The following is a 19,539-nucleotide window of genomic DNA, read 5'->3' on the forward strand; positions in this document are numbered from 1 at the left end:
ACCCTTTCCCTAGCGGTCGTCCACCCGCCCGGTCACCCGTACGGCGGGCGGCTACGGCAGGCGGCTTCCTCGAAAATCTATCGGTCCCGGGCCCCGCGCAGAGACTCGGGCACCCACAGTGGCTTACGGGGCTCTCTGTCGGGTCCCTACAGAACCGTTCCCCGGCGCGGCGGGAAAGGTGTGGTCGCCGGACCCCCGACGCGACATGATGCGGCGCAGCCCCCGGTGTCGCGGCAGACGACCGGTCACGCCGACAGAAAGAGACGCAGGTGCCTCACAGCATCGACCAAGCCTTCACGGCACTCCCCCTACGCGCCCTCGCCGACGCCGCTCTCGCCCGTGCGCGTGCCCTCGGTGCGGAGCACGCCGACTTCCGTCTGGAGCGGGTGCGCAACGCCTCCTGGCGCCTCCGGGACGCCCGCCCCGCCGGGTCCTCGGACACCACCGACCTCGGGTACGCGGTGCGGGTGGTGCACGGCGGTACGTGGGGTTTCGCGTCCGGCGTGGACCTCACCCTGGACGCGGCCGCCAAGGTCGCCTCGCAGGCGGTCGCGATGGCGAAGCTGTCGGCGCAGGTGATCAAGGCGGCCGGGTCGGACGAGCGGGTGGAGCTGGCCGGTGAGCCCGTGCACGCCGACCGGACCTGGGTCTCGGCGTACGACATCGACCCCTTCACCGTGCCCGACGCGGAGAAGTCGGCGCTGCTGGCCGACTGGAGCGCGCGGCTGCTGGCGGCCGACGGGGTCGACCACGTGGACGCCTCGCTGCTCACCGTGCACGAGAACAAGTTCTACGCCGACACCGCCGGGACCGTGACCACGCAGCAGCGGGTGCGGCTGCACCCGGTACTCACCGCCGTGTCGGTGGACGACTCCAGCGGCGAGTTCGACTCCATGCGCACGCTGGCGCCGCCGGCCGGGCGGGGCTGGGAGTACCTGACCGGGACCGGCTGGAACTGGGACGCGGAGCTGGCCGAGATCCCGGAGCTGCTCGCCGAGAAGATGCGGGCGCCGAGCGTCGAGGCGGGGCTGTACGACCTGGTCGTCGACCCGTCGAACCTGTGGCTGACCATCCACGAGTCCATTGGTCACGCCACCGAGCTGGACCGCGCCCTCGGCTACGAGGCCGCCTACGCCGGCACCTCCTTCGCCACCTTCGACCAGCTCGGCACGTTGCGCTACGGCTCCGAGCTGATGAACGTGACCGGCGACCGCACCGCCGAGCACGGCCTGGCGACCGTCGGGTACGACGACGAGGGCGTCGAGGGCCAGTCCTGGGACCTGGTGAAGGACGGCACGCTGGTCGGGTACCAGCTCGACCGGCGGATCGCGCGGCTCACCGGCTTCGAGCGGTCCAACGGGTGCGCCTACGCCGACTCCCCCGCGCACGTGCCGGTGCAGCGGATGGCCAACGTGTCGCTGCGGCCGGATCCGGGCGGGCTGTCGACCGAGGACCTGATCGGGGGTGTCGACCGCGGGATCTACGTCGTCGGTGACCGGTCCTGGTCCATCGACATGCAGCGCTACAACTTCCAGTTCACCGGTCAGCGCTTCTTCCGGATCGAGAACGGGCGGCTCGCCGGTCAGCTGCGGGACGTGGCGTACCAGGCGACGACCACCGACTTCTGGGGGTCCATGGCGGCCGTCGGCGGTCCGCAGACGTACGTCCTGGGCGGCGCCTTCAACTGCGGCAAGGCCCAGCCGGGCCAGGTCGCGGCCGTCTCGCACGGCTGCCCGTCCGCCCTCTTCAAGGGAGTCAACATCCTCAACACCACCCAGGAGGCGGGTCGATGAGCGTCGGGACCAACAAGCCGCACGAGATCGTCGAGCGGGCGCTGGAGCTGTCCCGGGCGGACGGGTGCGTCGTCATCGCCGACGAGGAGTCCACCGCCAACCTGCGCTGGGCGGGCAACGCACTCACCACCAACGGCGTCACGCGCGGGCGCACGCTCACCGTCGTCGCCACCGTCGACGGGCAGCAGGGCACGGCGTCCGGGGTGGTGTCGCGCTCGGCCGTGACCGCGGACGAACTGGAGCCCCTGGTGCGCGCCGCCGAAGCCGCCGCGCGGGGCGCGGGTCCGGCCGAGGACGCGCAGCCGCTGGTCACGGGCGGGCCGGCGTCGCCGGACTTCACCGACGCGCCCGCCGAGACCTCGTCGGCGGTGTTCGCCGACTTCGCGCCGGCGCTCGGGGAGGCGTTCGCACGCGCGCGGGCGGGCGGCCGGGAGCTGTACGGGTTCGCGAACCACGAGATGACCTCGACGTACGTGGGAACGTCCACGGGGCTCAGGCTGCGGCACGACCAGCCGAACGGGACGCTGGAGCTGAACGCCAAGTCGCCGGACCGGACCCGGTCGGCGTGGGCGGGGCACGCCACCCGGGACTTCAAGGACGTCGACCCGGCCGCCCTCGACGCCGAGCTGGCCGTACGGCTCGGCTGGGCGGAGCGGCGGGTGGAGCTGCCCGCGGGGCGGTACGAGACGCTGCTGCCGCCCACCGCGGTCGCCGACCTGCTGATCTACCAGTACTGGTCGGCCTCGGGACGGGACGCGGTCGAGGGGCGCACGGTGTTCTCCAAGCCGGGCGGCGGCACCCGGGTCGGCGAGCGGCTCGGTGCGCTGCCGCTGACGCTGCGCAGTGATCCGCACGAGCCCGGTCTGGAGAGCGCGCCGTTCGTGGTCGCGCACTCCTCGGGCGGCGACCAGTCGGTGTTCGACAACGGGCTGCCGGTGACGGCGACCGACTGGATCCGCGCGGGTGAGCTGCACCGGCTGACGACCACCCGGCACGGCGCGGGCCTGGCCGGGCTGCCGGTGGCACCGGCGATCGGGAACCTGATCCTGGACGGCGGCGACCCCGGCCGGTCCCTGGACGACATGGTCGCGAGCACGGAGCGCGGGCTGCTGCTGACCTGCCTCTGGTACATCCGCGAGGTCGACCCCGCGACGCTGCTGCTGACCGGGCTGACCCGGGACGGCGTCTATCTCGTCGAGCACGGCGAGGTGGTCGGCGAGGTGAACAACTTCCGGTTCAACGAGTCGCCGGTGGGCCTGCTGGGGCGGGCCGCGGAGGCCGGGCGCACGGAGAAGACGCTGCCCAGGGAGTGGGGCGACTGGTTCACCAGGGCCGCGATGCCCGCGCTGCGGGTCCCCGATTTCAATATGAGCTCTGTCAGTCAGGGCGTATAACCTCGTAGTCGGCCGTCACCCGACTGCCCGAAGATCATCACGTACGCATGAGCACGTAGGAGACACGAGAACCGTGACGGACATCGTCGACGAGCTGAAGTGGCGCGGGCTGTTCGCCCAGTCCACCGACGAGGACGCTTTGCGCAAGGCTCTCGCGGACGGTCCCGTCACGTTCTATTGCGGTTTCGACCCGACCGCGCCGTCCCTGCACGTGGGGCACCTGGTGCAGGTGCTCACCGTGCGCCGGCTCCAGCAGGCCGGGCACCGTCCGCTGGCGCTGGTCGGCGGGGCCACCGGCCAGATCGGCGACCCGCGCCCGACCGCGGAGCGCACGCTGAACTCGCCGGAGACCGTCGCGGGCTGGGTCCAGCGGCTGCGCGGCCAGATCGAGCCGTTCCTGTCCTTCGAGGGCGAGAACGCCGCGGTGATGGTCAACAACCTCGACTGGACCGAGGGCCTGTCGGCGATCGAGTTCCTCCGGGACATCGGCAAGCACTTCCGGGTCAACAAGATGCTGACCAAGGACTCCGTCGCCCGGCGCCTGGAATCCTCCGAGGGCATCAGCTACACGGAGTTCAGCTACCAGCTGCTCCAGGCGATGGACTTCCTCCAGCTCTACCGGAGGTACGGCTGCACGATGCAGCAGGGCGGCAGCGACCAGTGGGGCAACCTCACGGCCGGCCTCGACCTGCTGCACCGGCTGGAGCCGGACGCGTCCGTGCACGCCTACGCGACCCCGCTGATGACCAAGGCGGACGGCACCAAGTTCGGCAAGACCGAGGGCGGCGCCGTCTGGCTCGACCCGGAGATGACGACGCCGTACGCGTTCTACCAGTTCTGGCTGAACGTGGACGACCGGGACATCTCGACGTACATGCGGATTCTGTCCTTCCGCTCCCGTGCGGAGCTGGAGGAGCTGGAGCGGCAGACCGAGGAGCGGCCGCAGGCGCGGGCCGCGCAGCGCGCGCTGGCCGAGGAGCTGACGACGCTGGTGCACGGCGCCGACCAGACGGCCGCCGTGATCGCCGCGTCCAAGGCCCTCTTCGGCCAGGGCGAGCTGGCGGAACTGGACGAGCGGACCCTGGCCGCCGCCCTCTCCGAGCTGCCGCACGTCCGGGTCGCCGAGCCGGCCCCGGTCGTCGACCTGTTCGCCGAGGTGGGTCTGGTGGCCAGCAAGTCCGCCGCGCGCCGCACGGTGAAGGAGGGCGGCGCCTACGTGAACAACGCCAAGGTCACCGGCGAGGACGCCGTCCCCGCCAAGGAGGACCTGCTGCACGGGCGCTGGCTGGTGCTGCGCCGCGGCAAGAAGAACCTGGCCGCGGTGGAGATCACCGGCGCCTGAGCGGGCGCACGCGCGAGGGGCGTGCTCCGGCGCCGTACGGCTGTCGGAGTCCGCCCCTTCGCCCTGCCCGGGTGGTCCCGGGGACGGTCAGGCCCGTTCGCGCCGCCTGTTGCCGCGTACCGCCGTGTAGGCCGCGTCGCCGAGGCCGACGACGATGATCGCCGCCACCAGCTGGAACAGGTGCCGCCACCAGTCGATGCCGGAGGTCGCCGCGACGCCGGCCGCACGAGCGATCGCGTTGCCGATGATCGCGCCGATCATGCCGCAGATGGTGGTCAGCCACAGCGGCATGTGCTGCTTGCCGGGAATGATCGCCTTGGCGATCAAGCCGAGCACGAATCCCACGATGATCGCCCACAACCAGCCCATGGCTGCCTCCTCGTCCGGCTCTACGCGAGCATTGCCACCAGTGTTCGGGCGTACCGCGTACGGCGCATGCCGCGTACGGCCGAACGGGGTACCGGCGCCTACGCCGGGCGGCGCACGCGGTGCGGCCGGATCGGGGGTGCCCCGGTCTCGTGAGCGGCGCGGGCGCGGCGTAACGTGGAGAGTTGTCCGGGACCGGAGTCCCCGAGCGGCCGCGGACGAGAGCGGGGCGGGGAGAGTCCGATGCGGGCGGATGGTGGAACCAGATGCGGAAGCAGAGTGCCGGCGGCAGCGCCGAGGTGTTCCGGATCACCGGGGCCCGGACGGGCCTCCAGGAGGACGTGCGCGGGCGGCAGCGGCGGTACATCATCTCGATGTCGATCCGTACGGCGTCGGTGATCCTCGCGGTCTGCCTGTGGAACGTGGAACGGCACGTCGCGATCGTGGCCCTGGTCCTCGGGGCGGTCCTGCCGTACATCGCGGTGGTGATCGCCAACGCCGGGCGTGAGAACGCGCCATCCTTGCCGTCGACGTTCGTGACGGTACCGACCCCGCCGATGATCATGCCGCCGCGGGACGGGGACGGTGCGGCGGAATCCGTCCCGGAGGGCGCCGCCGCCGATCCGGCGCCCGGTGCGGGCGGTGAGGCGCGCGGCCGGCCGTGACCGGCGCCCCCCTTTGCGGCGGCGTCGATTCCGCGCCAGGCCGAAGAAATGCTCAGATGAATCGTGCTGTTCCGGTCCCGGGCGATGGGTGGGCCGTGACATACTTCCTACGCGCTCCGCATCCCCCGTCGGAGCGACAGACCGACGCCGGGCAGCTCCCCCCGTGGCTGCTCGGCGTCGCCTTGTGTGCGGACCTGTGAGACGAAACCGTGAGTGACGAAACCACCCCGATCTGCTCCGCCAAGGGCTGCCGCACCCCCGCCGTGTGGGTGCTGGCGTGGAACAACCCGAAGCTCCACACCCCGGAACGCCGCAAGACGTGGATCGCGTGCGACGAGCACCGCGAGCACCTGTCCCAGTTCCTGGGGGTGCGGGGCTTCCTGAAGGACGTGGTCCCGCTCACCGAGTGGGAAACCCCGGAGGGGTCCGACAGGCCCTAGGTCCTCCCACCGGTCCCCCGGTCCCTAACCCCCGATCGCCGACATCGGGCGGTCGGGCTGGACGAAGGCCGGGTCGTCGAGGCCCGCGCCCGCCTTCTTGCCCCACATGGCCAGGCGCCAGATGCGGGCGATCTCCTCGTCGGGGGCGTCGGAGCGCAGGGCCGCGCGCAGGTCGGTCTCCTCGGTGGCGAACAGGCAGGTGCGCACCTGGCCGTCCGCGGTCAGGCGGGTGCGGTCGCAGGCCGAGCAGAACGGGCGGGTGACGGAGGCGATGACGCCCACGCGGTGCGGGCCGCCGTCCACCAGCCAGCGTTCGGCCGGGGCCGAGCCCCGCTCCCCGGAGCCCTCGGCGGTCAGCTCGAAGCGGGTGCGCAGGGAGGCCAGGATGTCACCGGCGGTGACCATGCCCTCGCGCTTCCAGCCGTGCTGGGCGTCCAGCGGCATCTGCTCGATGAAACGCAGCTCGTAGTCGTGCTCGACGGCCCAGGCGAGCAGGTCGGGGGCCTCGTCGTCGTTCAGCCCCGGCATCAGCACGGTGTTGACCTTGACGGGGGTCAGCCCGGCCTCGCGGGCGGCCTGGAGGCCTTCCAGGACGTCCTTGTGGCGGTCCCGGCGGGTGAGGGTCTTGAAGACGTCCGGGCGCAGGGTGTCCAGCGAGACGTTGACCCGGTCCAGGCCCGCCGCCTTCAGGGCCGTCGCCGTGCGCCTGAGGCCGATGCCGTTGGTGGTGAGGGACATCTGCGGGCGCGGGTCGAGGGCGGCGACGCGCTCGACGATGCCGACCAGGCCGGGGCGCAGCAGCGGCTCCCCGCCGGTGAAGCGGACCTCCTCGACACCGAGGGAGGTGACCGCGATGCCGATGAGGCGGACGATCTCGTCGTCGGTGAGCAGATCGGGCTTGGCGAGCCACTGGAGGCCCTCTTCGGGCATGCAGTAGGTGCAGCGCAGGTTGCAGCGGTCGGTGAGCGAGACCCTCAGGTCGGTGGCCACTCGGCCGTAGGTGTCGATGAGCACGTGGGCCCCCTCCCTCGACGCGGATCGGCGGAGCACTTCTCTCCTCCGACACCGTCGAGCCTACGTGACGGGTCCGACATCGACAGCCGCCCGATCCCATCGACGCGGGACGCGGCCGCGTCGTAGGGATCTACGAGCGGCCGCGCCGGTACCGGTCGGGCGGGGGCGTCAGTGCGCTCCGGTGCCGGTCAGGGACCGGACCTCCAGCTCCGCGTACTTCGCCTTGTCGGGCTCCTCCTTGGACAGGACCGTGCCGAGCCAGCCCATCAGGAAGCCGAACGGGATCGAGATGATGCCCGGGTTCTTCAGCGGGAACCAGGCGAAGTCCACGTCCGGGAACATCGCCTTCGGGTCGCCGGAGACGACGGGTGAGAACAGCACCAGGCCGACGGCGACGATCAGGCCTCCGTAGATCGACCACAGGGCGCCCTGGGTGGTGAACCGCTTCCAGAACAGGCTGTAGAGGATCGTCGGCAGGTTGGCGGAGGCGGCGACCGCGAAGGCCAGGGCGACCAGCCCGGCCACGTTCAGGTCGCGGGCGAGGGCGCCGAGCGCGATGGAGACGATGCCAATGAAGACGGTCGCCCAGCGGGCCGCCCGCATCTCCTCCTTCTCGGTGGCCTGGCCCTTGCGGATGACGTTGGCGTAGATGTCGTGCGCGAAGGACGAGGACGAGGCGAGGGTGAGGCCCGCGACGACGGCGAGGATGGTCGCGAAGGCCACCGCCGAGATCGTGGCGAGCAGGATCGCCCCCCAGGCCGAGTCGACGCCGCCCACGTGCAGCGCGAGCAGCGGCGCGGCCGTGTTGCCGGACGGGTTGGACGCGATGATCTCGTCCTTGCCGATGAGCGCGGCGGCGCCGAAGCCGAGGGCGATGGTCATCAGGTAGAAGGCGCCGATGATGCCGATCGCCCAGTTCACGGACTTACGGGCGGCCTTGGCGTTGGGCACCGTGTAGAAGCGGATCAGGATGTGCGGCAGACCGGCGGTGCCGAGCACCAGGGCGATGCCCAGGGAGATGAAGTCCAGCTTGGTGGTGCCGTTCGCGCCGTACTGGAGGCCGGGCTCCAGGAAGGCGGAGCCCGCGCCGCTGTTCTCCGCCGCCTTGCCGAGCAGGTCGGAGATGTTGAAGTCGAACTTCAGCAGCACCAGGAAGGTGATCAGGATGGTGCCGCCGATCAGCAGCACGGCCTTGACCATCTGGACCCAGGTGGTGCCCTTCATGCCGCCGATGGTGACGTAGACGATCATCAGGACGCCGACGAGGGCGACGATCAGGATCTTGCCCGCGTCGGAGGTGATGCCGAGCAGCAGCGAGACGAGGACGCCCGCGCCCGCCATCTGGGCCAGCAGGTAGAAGATCGAGACGACGATCGTGGAGGTGCCGGCGGCGGTGCGCACGGGCCGCTGGCGCATGCGGTAGGCGAGGACGTCGCCCATCGTGTAGCGGCCGGAGTTCCGGAGCGGCTCGGCGACCAGGAGCAGGGCCACCAGCCAGGCGACCAGGAAGCCGATGGAGTACAGGAAGCCGTCGTAGCCGAAGAGGGCGATGGCGCCGGCGATGCCGAGGAAGGACGCGGCCGACATGTAGTCGCCGGAGACCGCGAGGCCGTTCTGGAAGGCGCTGAACGACCGGCCGCCCGCGTAGAAGTCGGCGGCGTCCTTGGTCTGGCGGCCCGCCCACACGGTGATGCCGAGCGTCGCGACGACGAAGACGGCGAAGAGCGTGATGATCAGCGGCCGGTGCTCGCTGGCCTCGTTGGCGGCCAGCTCGGCGGCGAATACGGACTGTGCGGGGCTCATGCGCCGCCCTCCATCCGGGACTTGATGGCCTCGGCCTTGGGGTCGAGCTTCGCGGCGGCGTGCCGCGAGTACCACCAGGCGATGAGGAAGGTGGTGACGAACTGGGCGATGCCGAAGACGAACGCGACATTGATGTTGCCGAAGAGCTTGGTGCCCATGAAGCCGCCGGCGTAGTTCGACAGCAGCACGTAGAGCAGGTACCAGGCCACGAAGGCGATCGTCAGCGGGAACGCGAAGGAGCGGAAGGAGCGGCGCAGTTCGACGAACTCAGCGCTCTGCTGCACTTCGGAGAACTCCTCGGCGGACGGAAGCGGGCGTTCCCCTTTCGCGGGGGGTGGTGCGTCGGTGGCCACGGAGTCTCCTCGTACGACAGACATGACGGCTTGGACCTCGGTGTTCTCGCAGGGGGCAGGTGATGCTCGGGCTCCCTGTCCAACGACACGGCGCGCCGCGGGGACCGGTTCAACACCCGTGGCACTTTCCGAAGTCACCCTCGGCGGGTCATTGCTGGCCAGCGACTTCGGGGGATAACTTCACCCTGCACCACTACGTCATGTACCTGCCCGGGCCGTCATCCGTGTCCGGGCTGGTGCCGTTTGCCGGATGCTATGGAGACCCCATGGATCATCTGCGCTTCCCGCGCGACCCGCGCTCCAGACGCGGGCTCGTTTCCCGAGCTTTCCCGACGGACTGGAGACACCACGCATGACCGCACCCCACCCGCGTCACCGCCGCGCCCTCGCGATCCCGGCCGGGCTGGCCGTGGCCGCCTCGCTGGCGTTCCTGCCGGGCACCCCGGCCGCCGCGGCCCCCGCGGCGGAGGCCGCCCCCTCGACGGCGGCGGACGCGACCTCGCTCAGCTACGTCGTCAACGTCGCCGCCGGACACCGTCCTTCGGCCACCCTGCGACGGGCGATAGCCAAGGCGGGCGGCACGATCGTCACGTCGTACGACCGGATCGGCGTGATCGTCGTCCACTCCGCCAACCCCGACTTCGCCAAGACCGTCCGCAAGGTGCGCGGCGTGCAGTCGGCCGGCGCCACCCGCACCGCGCCACTGCCCTCGGCCGCCACCACCGACACGGGCGCTCCGCAGGTGCTCGGCGGCAAGGACCTGGCCGCCGCGAAGGCCGCCGCCGAGGCCGCCGGGGACCAGGACCCGCTGGAGTCGCTGCAGTGGGACCTGCCCGCCATCAAGGCGGACAAGGCGCACGAGAAGTCGCTGGGCAGCAAGAAGGTGACCGTCGCCGTCATCGACACCGGCGTCGACGACACCCACCCGGACATCGCCCCGAACTTCGACAGGCAGGCCTCCGTCAACTGTGTCGCGGGCAAGCCGGACACCGCCGACGGCGCCTGGCGGCCGAGCGCGGCGGAGAGCCCGCACGGCACCCACGTGGCCGGGGAGATAGCCGCCGCCAAGAACGGCGTCGGCATGACCGGTGTGGCGCCCGGGGTGAAGGTCGCCGGCATCAAGGTCTCCAACCCCGACGGCTTCTTCTACACCGAGGCCGTGGTCTGCGGCTTCATGTGGGCGGCCGAGCACGGCGTCGACGTGACCAACAACAGCTACTACACCGACCCTTGGTACTTCAACTGCAAGGACGACCCGGACCAGAAGGCGCTCGTCGAGGCCGTCTCGCGGGCCTCGCGGTACGCGGAGAAGAAGGGCGCGGTCAACGTCGCCGCGGCCGGCAACGAGAACTACGACCTCGCCTCCGACGAGATCACCGACCCGTCCTCGCCGAACGACACCACGCCCGGTGACCGCACGGTCGACCCGTCGAAGTGCCTGGACATCCCGACCCAGCTGCCCGGCGTCGTGACCGTCGCGGCGACCGGCGCCAAGGGCCACAAGTCGTCCTTCTCCAACTACGGCCGGGGCATCATCGACATCGCCGCGCCCGGCGGCGACTCGACGGCCTACCAGACGCCGGAGCCGCCCGCCACCAGCGGTCTGATCCTGGGCACGTTGCCCGGCGGCAAGTGGGGCTACATGGCCGGTACGTCGATGGCCTCGCCGCACGTCGCGGGCGTCGCCGCCCTCATCAAGTCGACGCACCCGCACGCCTCCGCGGCCACGGTCAAGGCCCTGCTGTACGCCGAGGCCGACGCCACGGCGTGCACCGATCCCTACGACATCGACGGCGACGGCAAGGTCGACGCGGTGTGCGAGGGCCCGAAGAACCGCAACGGCTTCTACGGCTGGGGCATGGCCGACGCCCTGGACGCGGTGACCTGGTAGTCGGTACGCGCGCGTGACGCGGGGGCGGCGGTCCGGTTCTCACCCGGTCCGCCGCCCCCGTCGTGCGGCAGTATCTGCGTCATGGAGACCTACGAAGACCCCGCCGCCTGGGCGCCCGAACCGGTGCGCCCCCGCTGGTCGCTGGCCCTGAAGTTCGTCGCGACCCTGCTGTTCTTCCCGCTGCTGTGCGCGTTCTGGCTGGCGGTGGCCGCGGTCCTCTTCGTGGTGGGTCTGTTCGCTGACGCGATCGCGGCGGTCAGTGAGGGATTCGAACGCGGCTACATGCGGTTCATGGACGACACCCTCGGCGGCATCGCCCGGCTCGGTTCCTGGTGCGTGACGTGGCCCGAGCTGCGGCACGAGGGGGACACCGATTACTACCGGGCACGGGTCGACAAGGTGGTGGGCAACTGGACCAGGCAGGCCTCCGCCCCGCGCGAGCCGAAGAAGGCGCGGCCGCCCGTGGAGTGCGAGATACCCCGGCGCGTCTACCGCGGCGTGGGCGGACGGTACGTCGCCGAAGTCGCCCTCGCCCAGGGGTGGGAGCTGCGGCCCACGGACGTGCGCAAGGAGGTGCGGCTGTGGTGGTCGGCCGCTTCCCACCCGCAGGACGCGTCCGCGGCCGACGCGGCGCGGGGCTCGTGAAGGCGACATCGGAACTTGCCCGGATCTGACGACCTGGTGAAGATCCTGGGGTGACCTCGATACGACCCCCGTCCCGGACCACCGGCAGCGGACGCCACTCGGGGCCCTCCGGCACCGGACGGACGGCGGCCGTACTCGTGCTGGTGGCGCTCGGCGCGCTGATACCGGTGCTCGGCCCGGCTCCCGCCCTGCACGGCACCGGCGAGGCCGAGGCGCCCGGCACCGGCGGCATCGCCCTGCTGCGCACGGTGCTCTTCGCCGCGCTGAGCGTTTCGCTCGGCGAACTCCTCGTGGACCGCCTGGCCCGGTCGCTGCCCGGCGCTCCCCCGGACCGGCCCCGCAGCTGGTCGCCGTACGCGGCCGCCGCCGGTCTCGCCGCCGCGCTGGGGCTGGCCTCGGTGGTGGCCACGGGCAATCTGGTCCCGGGCTCCGTCGCCGACATCGACGTCGGCGGTCTCTACGAGTCCCGCGACGGCAAGCTCGCCCTCCTCGAGGTCAACGGATTCCTCGCCGCCTGGCTGTGCGCGACCTCGCGGCGACCCGGGCTGCAGGTGTGGCCGCTGGCCGCGGTGGCCGTCGCGGACGCGCTGCGCGCACACCCCACGACCGAGTACAGCCCGCTGCTCGGCTCCGGTCTGACCCTCGTCCATCTGACCTGCGCCGCCCTGTGGTCGGGCGGCCTGCTGTACGCGCTGCGGGTGCTGCGGCGGTGGCGGGGCGCGGAGGCGGGGCCGGCCCTGCTGGGGCTCTACGCGCGCGTGGCGGCCGTTCTGCTGGCGGCCCTCACGGCGACCGGGGTGTGCAGTTCGCTGCGGCGGATGCCGGCGGGCACGATCCTGGACCAGCTGACGGACACCGCGTACGGGCGGGTCCTGCTCGCCAAGGTGCTCCTGGTGGCCGCCGTCGCCGTCCTCGCGCTGTGGGCCAGGATCCGGCTGAGCCGCGCGGCCGACCCGCTGACCGCCTGCTCCCCCGCGCGCGCGGAGGTCGTCGCCCTGGGCGTGGTGGTGGCCGTGTCGGGGCTTCTGACGGCCCTTCCGGTGCCCATCCGGTGGTGAGTGCGCGGCGAGTGCGCCCGCGAAGTTCCACAACGCTCCCCCGACGCCCGGAACTTGACGGCACGGGGCACCTGCGGGACCGGAGTGTCGGTCCCGGCCCGTATCCTCATTGACCATGCTCGAAGACCGCACGACCGCAGCGCCGTCCGCCACGGCGTGGCCGGCCGCGTATCCGCAGGGGTACGCGGTCGTCGACGTGGAGACCACCGGCCTGGCCCGCGACGACCGCATCATCTCGGCGGCCGTCTACCGGCTGGACGCCCGCGGCGAGGTCGAGGACCACTGGTACACCCTGGTCAATCCGCAGCGCGATCCCGGCCCGGTGTGGATACACGGTCTGACGAGCGAGGTGCTCCGGGACGCGCCGCTCTTCCCGGACGTCGCCGAGGAGTTCGCGGCCCGGCTCGACGGGCGGGTCCTCGTCGCGCACAACGCGGTCTTCGACTGGCAGATGATCGCCCGGGAGTACGCGCGCGCCGAGCGCGAGGCGCCGGTGCGTCAACGCCTGTGCACCATCGCCCTGTCCAAGGCGCTGGACCTGCCGCTGCCCAACCACAAGCTGGAGTCGCTGGCCGCGCACTTCGGCGTCGTGCAGCAGCGGGCGCACCACGCGCTGGACGACGCGCGGGTGCTGGCGGAGGCGTTCCGGCCGAGCCTGCTCGCCGCGGCGGCCGGGGACGTGCGGCTGCCGCTGCACGAGTGCCGGCCGCTGACCGAGTGGTCGGACCGGCCCGCGCCCCGGATCGGGCAGCAGGCGGGCTACGGGAGCTACCGGCCGAACAGTTGGCGCCCCTCCCGCAGGAGACCCGCGTGCGCCCACCCCAACCCGGGCCGGTACGAAGCGGGCAAACGGCTCAAGCAGGGCATGCGGGTGGCCTTCTCGGGTGACACCTCCGTCGAGCGCGACCTGCTGGAGGACCGCGCCGTCGAGGCGGGCCTGCACGTCGCGACGAGCCTGTCCCGGCTGACCAGCCTGCTGGTCACCAACGACCCGGACTCGGGCACCTCCAAGGTGGTCAAGGCCCGGCAGTTCGGCACGCCGGTGGTGGACGAGGCGGCGTTCGGGCAGCTGCTCGGGGACGTCGAGCCTGCGGACGGGTGATTCCGGGCGACTCGCCCGGCGCCCGCTGGCCCGCGTTCACGGCGACGGCCCACCCTGTGGCGCATGGCGACATGTGAAGTCTGCGGCAACAACTACGGAATGTCCTTCGAGGTCCACGCCCAGGGAGCGGTGCACGTCTTCGACTGCTTCTCCTGCGCGATCCACCGGATGGCCCCCATCTGCGAGCACTGCCGGGTGCAGATCATCGGCCAGGGCGTCGAGGTCGAGGGCCACTGGTTCTGCGGCGCCCACTGCGCCCGCGCGGAGGGGAGGGCGGGAATCGTCGACAAGGTCTGAGCCCCGCCGCCGGGCGTGAGCCCGTACCCGCCGCGTGACGCCCCACGACCGAGTTGTACCGTCGTGGGGTGTACCGCTTCCTCTTGTCCCGCCAGTGGGTGATCCTCACGCTGATCGCCGTGCTGCTCATCCCCACGATGATCCGGCTGGGCTTCTGGCAGATGCACCGCTACGAGGAGCGCACCGCCCGGAACGACCTGGTCGCGCACGCGCTCGAAGCCTCGCCGGTGCCCGTGGAGTCGCTGACCGCGCCGGGCCAGCGGATCACCACACGTGAGCGGTACCGCACCGTCACCGCGAAGGGCCGCTTCGACACGGACCGCGAGGTCGTGGTCCGCCGCCGCACCGACTCCGACGACAACATCGGCTACCACGTACTGACCCCCTTCGTGCTGAACGACGGCAAGGTCCTGCTGGTCAACCGGGGCTGGATCCCCGCGGACGGCGCGAGCCAGACCGCGTTCCCGAAGGTCCCCGCGCCGCCCCGGGGCGAGCTCACCCTCACCGGGCGGCTGATGCCCGACGAGACGACCCAGGCGAGCGGCATCAAGGATCTCCAGGGCCTCCCGGACCGGCAGATCATGCTCATCAACAGCGAGCAGCAGGCCGAGCGCCTGGACGCCCGGGTGCTCGGCGGCTACGTGGTCCTGAAGACGCCGGAGCCGAAGAACGGCACCCCGGAGCCGATCGGCAGGCCCGGCAACGAGAACGCCGCGCTGAACTTCGCGTACGCCATCCAGTGGTGGCTGTTCGCCGCGGCCGTACCGGTCGGCTGGTGGTTCCTGGTCCGCCGCGAGAAGCGCGACCGGGAGAGCGCCGAGGACGTGCGGCCGGCGGAGGCGGAACCCGCGGCGGTCTAGCCGCGCGACGGGAGGGTGCGGGCGGACCCGATTGCTCCGCCTCCGGCCGGGAAGAGGTCAACCCGTGCACCCCCACATCGAGGACTACGCGCTCATCGGCGACCTGCAGACCGCCGCCCTGGTCGGCACGGACGGCTCCGTGGACTGGCTCTGCCTGCCCCGCTTCGACTCGGCCGCCTGCTTCGCCAAACTGCTCGGCGACGAGGACAACGGCCACTGGCGCATCGCCCCCGAGGGCGCCGAACGCTGCACACGGCGTGCCTACCGGCCGGACACCCTCGTCCTGGACACCGAGTGGGAGACCGAGGACGGCGCGATCCGCGTCACCGACCTGATGCCCCAGCGCGACCGCGCCCCCGACCTCGTGCGCATAGTGGAGGGCCTGAGCGGCGAGGTCACCGTGCGCAGCGTGCTGCGGCTGCGCTTCGACCACGGCTCGATCGTCCCGTGGGTGCGCCGGACCGACGGGCACCGGGTGGCCGTCGCGGGACCGGACTCGGCGTGGCTGCGCAGTGAGCCCGAGGTGCACAGCTGGGGCCAGGACTTCGGGACCCACGCGGAGTTCACGGTCGCCGCGGGCGAGAAGGTCGCGTTCGTGCTGACCTGGCACCCCTCGCACGAGCCCAGGCCGCCCTTGATCGACCCGTACGTGTCGCTGGAGCACAGCGTCGAGGACTGGCGCGAGTGGGCGGCGCGCTGCCGCTACGACGGTCCGCACCGGGACATCGTGGTCCGCTCCCTGATCACGCTGAAGGCGCTCACGTACCAGCCCACCGGCGGCATCGTGGCCGCCCCCACCACCTCGCTGCCGGAGGAGCCGGGCGGCGTGCGCAACTGGGACTACCGCTTCTGCTGGCTGCGGGACTCCACGCTCACCCTGGGCGCCCTGCTGTCGGCCGGCTACCTGGAGGAGGCCGAGGCCTGGCGCGACTGGCTGCTGCGCGCGGTCGCGGGCAACCCGGCGGACCTGCAGATCATGTACGGCGTGGCGGGCGAGCGGCGGCTGCCCGAGTTCGAGCTGCCGTGGCTGTCCGGCTTCGCCGGGTCCACGCCCGTGCGCATCGGCAACGACGCCGTGAACCAGCTCCAGCTGGACGTGTACGGCGAGGTCATGGACTCCCTGTCGCTGGCCCGGCTGGCGGGGATGCGGCCCCGGCCGCAGATGTGGGAGCTGCAGTGCGCCCTGGTGGAGTTCCTGGCCACGGCGTGGCGGGAACCGGACGAGGGGCTGTGGGAGGTGCGGGGCGGCCGCCGGCAGTTCGTGCACTCGAAGGTGATGACGTGGGTGGCCCTGGACCGGGCGGTGCGCACGCTGGAGGACCATCCCGAGCTGGGCGGCGGTGACCTCGACGGCTGGCGCGCGCTGCGCGACGAGGTGCACCGCGAGGTGTGCGAGAAGGGCTACGACCCGGCGCGCAACACCTTCACCCAGTACTACGGCTCGCGGGAGCTGGACGCCTCGGTGCTGCTCATCCCGCGCGTGGGATTCCTGCCGCCGGACGACCCGCGCGTGGTCGGCACGGTCGACGCGGTCGGCGCGGAGCTGACCCGGGGCGGCCTGGTGCGGCGCTACAGCACCGAGGGCGATCCCGTCGACGGGCTGCCGGGCGGCGAGGGGACGTTCCTGGTGTGCTCGTTCTGGTACGCGGACGCGCTGCACGCGACCGGCCGGACGAAGGAGGCCCGGGAGCTGTTCGAGCGGCTGGTAGCGCTCGCCAACGACGTGGGGCTGCTGGCCGAGGAGTACGACCCGGTGACCGGGCACCAGCTCGGCAACTTCCCGCAGGCCTTCAGCCACGTCGGCCTGGTGAACACGGCCCTCGCCCTGTTCGGGGACGAGGAGGCAGGATAGGGGCCATGGATCTTGGACTGAAGGACCGGGTGTACGTCGTCACGGGTGCCACCCGGGGCCTGGGCAACGCCGCCGCGCGGGAGCTGGTCGCCGACGGGGCGAAGGTGGTCGTCACGGGGCGGGACGAGAAGAGCGCCGCGGAGGCGGCCTCGGCACTGGGGCCGGGGGCGGTCGGGGTGGCCGCGGACAACGCCGACCCGGAGGCCGCCGGTCGGCTGATCGCGACCGCCCGGGAGCGCTTCGGCCGTTTCGACGGCGTGCTGATCAGCGTGGGCGGGCCGCCGCCCGGGTTCGTCGCCGACACCACGGACGAGCAGTGGCAGTCGGCGTTCGAGTCGGTGTTCCTCGGCGCGGTGCGGCTGGCCCGGACGGCGGCGGCCGAGCTGGCGGAGGGCGGGGTGATCGGGTTCGTGCTGTCGGGCTCGGTGCACGAGCCGATCCCGGGCCTGACCATCTCCAACGGCCTGCGCCCCGGGCTCGCGGGCTTCGCCAAGTCCCTCGCCGACGAGCTGGGCCCGCGCGGCATCCGCGTCGTCGGCCTGCTGCCGGGCCGCGTGGACACCGACCGGGTGCGCGAGCTGGACGGTCTGTCCGCCGACCCGGAGGCGACCAGGGCGGCCGCCGAGTCCCGCATCCCGCTGCGCCGCTACGGCGCCCCGGCGGAGTTCGGCCGCGCGTCCGCGTTCCTGCTCTCCCCCGCGGCGTCGTACATCACCGGTGTGATGCTGCCGGTGGACGGCGGCGTGCGGCACGGCTTCTAGGACGGCCGGGCGGGACGCGCCGTGGGCTGCTGTCGAACGCCGGGCCGGACGGTCCCGTTGGCCGGGCGTGCCCTCAGCTGACCCGTTCCGCCCCGTGCTTGACGCCCCGGAGGTGGACCTCCGCCGGGAGGGACGTGAGGTTGGCCGACTCGCGGGCGTGGGTCAGGGCCCGGGTGGTGAGGTCGTGCAGGGCGGTCCCGGGGTCCACGTGGGGGGCCAGGAGCAGCCGGACGCGGGCCGCCGGGGCGTCGCGGCGGCCGGTGAGCCGTACGCCGGCCCGTTCGACCCCGTCCACGCGGTCCGCCTCACCGGCGAGGACGTCCTCCAGCGCCCTGCCGCGCAGCGAGGCGCCCTCGCCGTCCCCGGTGTCGACGAGGACCTCGGTGAGCCGGCGGCGGCGCACCACCGCGACCAGCCACCACAGGGCGAGCAGCAGCAGGACGGCGAGGGCCGCGATGACGACGGGCCACCACCAGCCGGCGTCCCGCCACCGGGTCCGTTCGGCGTCGCTCAGCAGCACGTCGTGCGGCCCCTGGTGGACCCACCAGGAGGGCGCGGGCGCGTCGAAACCCACGGCCAGCACCGCGCCGCCGAGCGCCAGCAGGATCAGGCCCACCAGTCCGGTCAGTACCCGGTTCACCGTCCTCAGCACCGCGTTCACCCCTTCCGTCCGGGTCGCGCCACCCGCAGCGACACGGCGGGCGGCCGGGCCAGGCCGAGGCCGCGTACCGCGTCGTCGAGCACGCCGTCCAGATCGGCCCGTACGTCGTCCAGTTCCCGGAAGTGCGACAGCGCCCGTACGCGGGCCCTGCGGCGGCGCATCCGCACCCGCGCCGACTGCACCCCGGCGACCTCCATGGCCCGGTCGCGCAGCACCGTGGCGGCGGCGTCCCGGTGCAGCCCGGCGCGTACGTCCGGGTGGGTGCGCCGCATCGGCAGCTCCCGGCGCAGTCCGGGCGTGAGGGCCAGCAGGAGCAGCCAGAGCCCGAGGGCCGCGGCGACTCCCGCGCCGACCAGCACCCATGTGTCGTCGACGGGCCGTTCGGCGAGCTGCCGGGCCAGGTCGCGGCGCCAGCCCAGCGCGGTCCGGCCGGCGCGCACGGCGACGACGTCGTAGAGGAAGGCTCCGGCGAGGATCAGGAGCAGTAGTGCGACGAGGCCGGCGGGGACGCGGCGCGTGGACCAGAAGCGGCCGGCCCGTCCGCTCCCGGACGCGTCCGGCTGGTCGGGACCGTGCTTCTCCAAGGACGGGGCCGTGCCCGGCTCCGTGCCGCGTTCCACGACGGGCAGGCGCTGGGTGCTGCCCTCTCCCGTCCCGGCGCCCTGGGGCTCGCTCATCGCGTCCTCCCGTGCCTCGCACCGTATTCCGCCGCCAGGTGCAGCCGCTCCACCTGGACGGCGACCTCCGGCACCGCCATGCCCACCAACGCACGTACCCGCTGGACCACTTGGTGACGCACCCGGCCGCAGCGGGCGCCGATGTCGCACGGGTAGTCGAGTTCCAGATGGACCCGGACGCGGGCGGTGTCGTGGTGGACGTCGACGGTGGCGTACGGCCGTGCGGCGTCCGGGTGGAGCGGGCCGAGCGCCTCGCGCGCCGCCCGTGCGGCGACCTTGGCGACGACCCGGTCTGCGATCCGCGTGGCGCCGCGCTCGCCCGGCGCGACGCGGGTCAGGGGTTCGAGGAGCTCACCGGCCCCGTCGCTCACGCCGGTCACCGCAGCCGGTCGTCGCGGGTGCGGAAGAAGTCACCGAGGTCCATGTCCCCCTCCAGGAAGCGGCCGACCACGAACCCGACGGCCCCCAGGGCCGCCACCAGCAGGAAGGCACCGAATCCGCCGAAGTATCCGGCGAAGCCCAGTGCCATGCCGGCGATCATGCCGACCACGGCCATGCTCATGGC

21 protein-coding genes are annotated in these 19,539 nt (G+C 72.5%); 13 read left to right on the forward strand and 8 right to left on the reverse strand.

From position 1 onward, the window contains the following. Positions 1–269: 269 nt before the first annotated feature. The 3 genes from ACZ56V_RS24675 to tyrS all read left to right on the forward strand — a co-directional run bounded on the left by ACZ56V_RS24675 (position 270) and on the right by tyrS (position 4,529). The gene (locus ACZ56V_RS24675; protein ID WP_398918743.1) at positions 270–1,793 is read left to right on the forward strand and encodes a TldD/PmbA family protein; all 1,524 of its coding nucleotides are present in this window, start codon (positions 270–272) and stop codon (positions 1,791–1,793) included. Further along, entirely contained in the window at positions 1,790–3,187 is a 1,398-nt protein-coding gene (locus ACZ56V_RS24680) for a metallopeptidase TldD-related protein (RefSeq protein ID WP_467383855.1), read from the forward strand. Before ACZ56V_RS24675 ends, ACZ56V_RS24680 begins: the two co-directional genes overlap by 4 nt. A gap of 73 nt (positions 3,188–3,260) precedes the next feature. Next, positions 3,261–4,529: a tyrosine--tRNA ligase gene (gene tyrS / locus ACZ56V_RS24685; RefSeq protein ID WP_398918740.1), complete on the forward strand. Its 1,269-nt coding sequence runs from the start codon at positions 3,261–3,263 to the stop codon at positions 4,527–4,529. A gap of 87 nt (positions 4,530–4,616) precedes the next feature. On the opposite strand, the gene ACZ56V_RS24690 is transcribed toward tyrS, so the two are convergent. Continuing rightward, entirely contained in the window at positions 4,617–4,898 is a 282-nt protein-coding gene (locus tag ACZ56V_RS24690; protein ID WP_104635952.1) for a GlsB/YeaQ/YmgE family stress response membrane protein, read from the reverse strand. A gap of 263 nt (positions 4,899–5,161) precedes the next feature. Between ACZ56V_RS24690 and ACZ56V_RS24695 the strand changes: the two genes are divergently transcribed. Together ACZ56V_RS24695 and ACZ56V_RS24700 are read left to right on the forward strand one after the other, a co-directional pair. Then, positions 5,162–5,560 (forward strand): DUF3099 domain-containing protein, encoded by a 399-nt coding sequence (locus tag ACZ56V_RS24695; protein WP_398918738.1) that lies wholly within the window; start codon positions 5,162–5,164, stop codon positions 5,558–5,560. 209 nt (positions 5,561–5,769) lie between these two features. Continuing rightward, positions 5,770–6,000, forward strand: coding sequence for a hypothetical protein (locus tag ACZ56V_RS24700; protein ID WP_468945280.1), 231 nt, complete (start codon positions 5,770–5,772; stop codon positions 5,998–6,000). A 24-nt stretch (positions 6,001–6,024) separates the two neighbouring features. Here ACZ56V_RS24700 and moaA read toward each other — a convergent pair whose 3' ends face one another. From moaA to ACZ56V_RS24715, 3 genes are all read right to left on the reverse strand, one after another. Beyond that, a complete protein-coding gene (moaA, locus tag ACZ56V_RS24705; protein WP_356368391.1) occupies positions 6,025–7,014 on the reverse strand; it encodes a GTP 3',8-cyclase MoaA in 990 nt (329 codons plus the stop codon). A 168-nt stretch (positions 7,015–7,182) separates the two neighbouring features. Continuing rightward, the gene (locus ACZ56V_RS24710) at positions 7,183–8,817 is read right to left on the reverse strand and encodes a solute symporter family protein (protein ID WP_104635956.1); all 1,635 of its coding nucleotides are present in this window, start codon (positions 8,815–8,817) and stop codon (positions 7,183–7,185) included. Continuing rightward, positions 8,814–9,170 (reverse strand): DUF485 domain-containing protein, encoded by a 357-nt coding sequence (locus tag ACZ56V_RS24715; RefSeq protein WP_104635957.1) that lies wholly within the window; start codon positions 9,168–9,170, stop codon positions 8,814–8,816. Before ACZ56V_RS24715 ends, ACZ56V_RS24710 begins: the two co-directional genes overlap by 4 nt. A gap of 352 nt (positions 9,171–9,522) precedes the next feature. Here ACZ56V_RS24715 and ACZ56V_RS24720 point away from each other — a divergent pair, with 352 nt between their 5' ends. From ACZ56V_RS24720 to ACZ56V_RS24755, 8 genes are all read left to right on the forward strand, one after another. Then, on the forward strand, positions 9,523–11,061 hold the full coding sequence (locus ACZ56V_RS24720) for a S8 family serine peptidase (RefSeq protein ID WP_468945285.1): 1,539 nt from the start codon (positions 9,523–9,525) through the stop codon (positions 11,059–11,061). 81 nt (positions 11,062–11,142) lie between these two features. Continuing rightward, complete coding sequence (locus ACZ56V_RS24725) at positions 11,143–11,706, forward strand: hypothetical protein (RefSeq protein WP_467383860.1); 564 nt, start codon at positions 11,143–11,145, stop codon at positions 11,704–11,706. Between the two features lie 50 nt (positions 11,707–11,756). Then, entirely contained in the window at positions 11,757–12,764 is a 1,008-nt protein-coding gene (locus tag ACZ56V_RS24730) for a CopD family protein (RefSeq protein WP_398912464.1), read from the forward strand. Between the two features lie 115 nt (positions 12,765–12,879). Next, positions 12,880–13,866: a DEDDh family exonuclease gene (locus tag ACZ56V_RS24735; RefSeq protein WP_467383861.1), complete on the forward strand. Its 987-nt coding sequence runs from the start codon at positions 12,880–12,882 to the stop codon at positions 13,864–13,866. A 63-nt stretch (positions 13,867–13,929) separates the two neighbouring features. Then, the gene (locus ACZ56V_RS24740; protein ID WP_052841811.1) at positions 13,930–14,163 is read left to right on the forward strand and encodes a hypothetical protein; all 234 of its coding nucleotides are present in this window, start codon (positions 13,930–13,932) and stop codon (positions 14,161–14,163) included. Positions 14,164–14,231: 68 nt separating this feature from the next. After that, positions 14,232–15,023, forward strand: coding sequence for an SURF1 family cytochrome oxidase biogenesis protein (locus ACZ56V_RS24745; protein WP_467383863.1), 792 nt, complete (start codon positions 14,232–14,234; stop codon positions 15,021–15,023). Between the two features lie 64 nt (positions 15,024–15,087). Beyond that, on the forward strand, positions 15,088–16,875 hold the full coding sequence (locus tag ACZ56V_RS24750; RefSeq protein ID WP_467383864.1) for a glycoside hydrolase family 15 protein: 1,788 nt from the start codon (positions 15,088–15,090) through the stop codon (positions 16,873–16,875). Between the two features lie 5 nt (positions 16,876–16,880). Beyond that, the gene (locus ACZ56V_RS24755) at positions 16,881–17,636 is read left to right on the forward strand and encodes an SDR family oxidoreductase (RefSeq protein WP_104635964.1); all 756 of its coding nucleotides are present in this window, start codon (positions 16,881–16,883) and stop codon (positions 17,634–17,636) included. A 73-nt stretch (positions 17,637–17,709) separates the two neighbouring features. Here ACZ56V_RS24755 and amaP read toward each other — a convergent pair whose 3' ends face one another. The 4 genes from amaP to ACZ56V_RS24775 are packed head-to-tail and all read right to left on the reverse strand — an operon-like array spanning position 17,710 to position 19,536. Next, a complete protein-coding gene (gene amaP, locus ACZ56V_RS24760) occupies positions 17,710–18,297 on the reverse strand; it encodes an alkaline shock response membrane anchor protein AmaP (protein ID WP_356368365.1) in 588 nt (195 codons plus the stop codon). After that, positions 18,294–18,974, reverse strand: a complete 681-nt coding sequence (locus ACZ56V_RS24765) for a DUF6286 domain-containing protein (protein ID WP_398912468.1) — start codon at positions 18,972–18,974, stop codon at positions 18,294–18,296. Before ACZ56V_RS24765 ends, amaP begins: the two co-directional genes overlap by 4 nt. Next, positions 18,971–19,354 carry a hypothetical protein gene (locus ACZ56V_RS24770; protein ID WP_398912469.1) on the reverse strand — a complete coding sequence of 128 codons (384 nt, stop codon included), beginning with the start codon at positions 19,352–19,354 and terminating at the stop codon, positions 18,971–18,973. Before ACZ56V_RS24770 ends, ACZ56V_RS24765 begins: the two co-directional genes overlap by 4 nt. Then, a complete protein-coding gene (locus ACZ56V_RS24775) occupies positions 19,351–19,536 on the reverse strand; it encodes a hypothetical protein (RefSeq protein WP_398912471.1) in 186 nt (61 codons plus the stop codon). The genes ACZ56V_RS24770 and ACZ56V_RS24775 overlap by 4 nt, the downstream gene beginning before the upstream one ends. Positions 19,537–19,539: the final 3 nt, after the last annotated feature.

Source organism: Streptomyces sp. NPDC034099 (genome assembly GCF_055575415.1).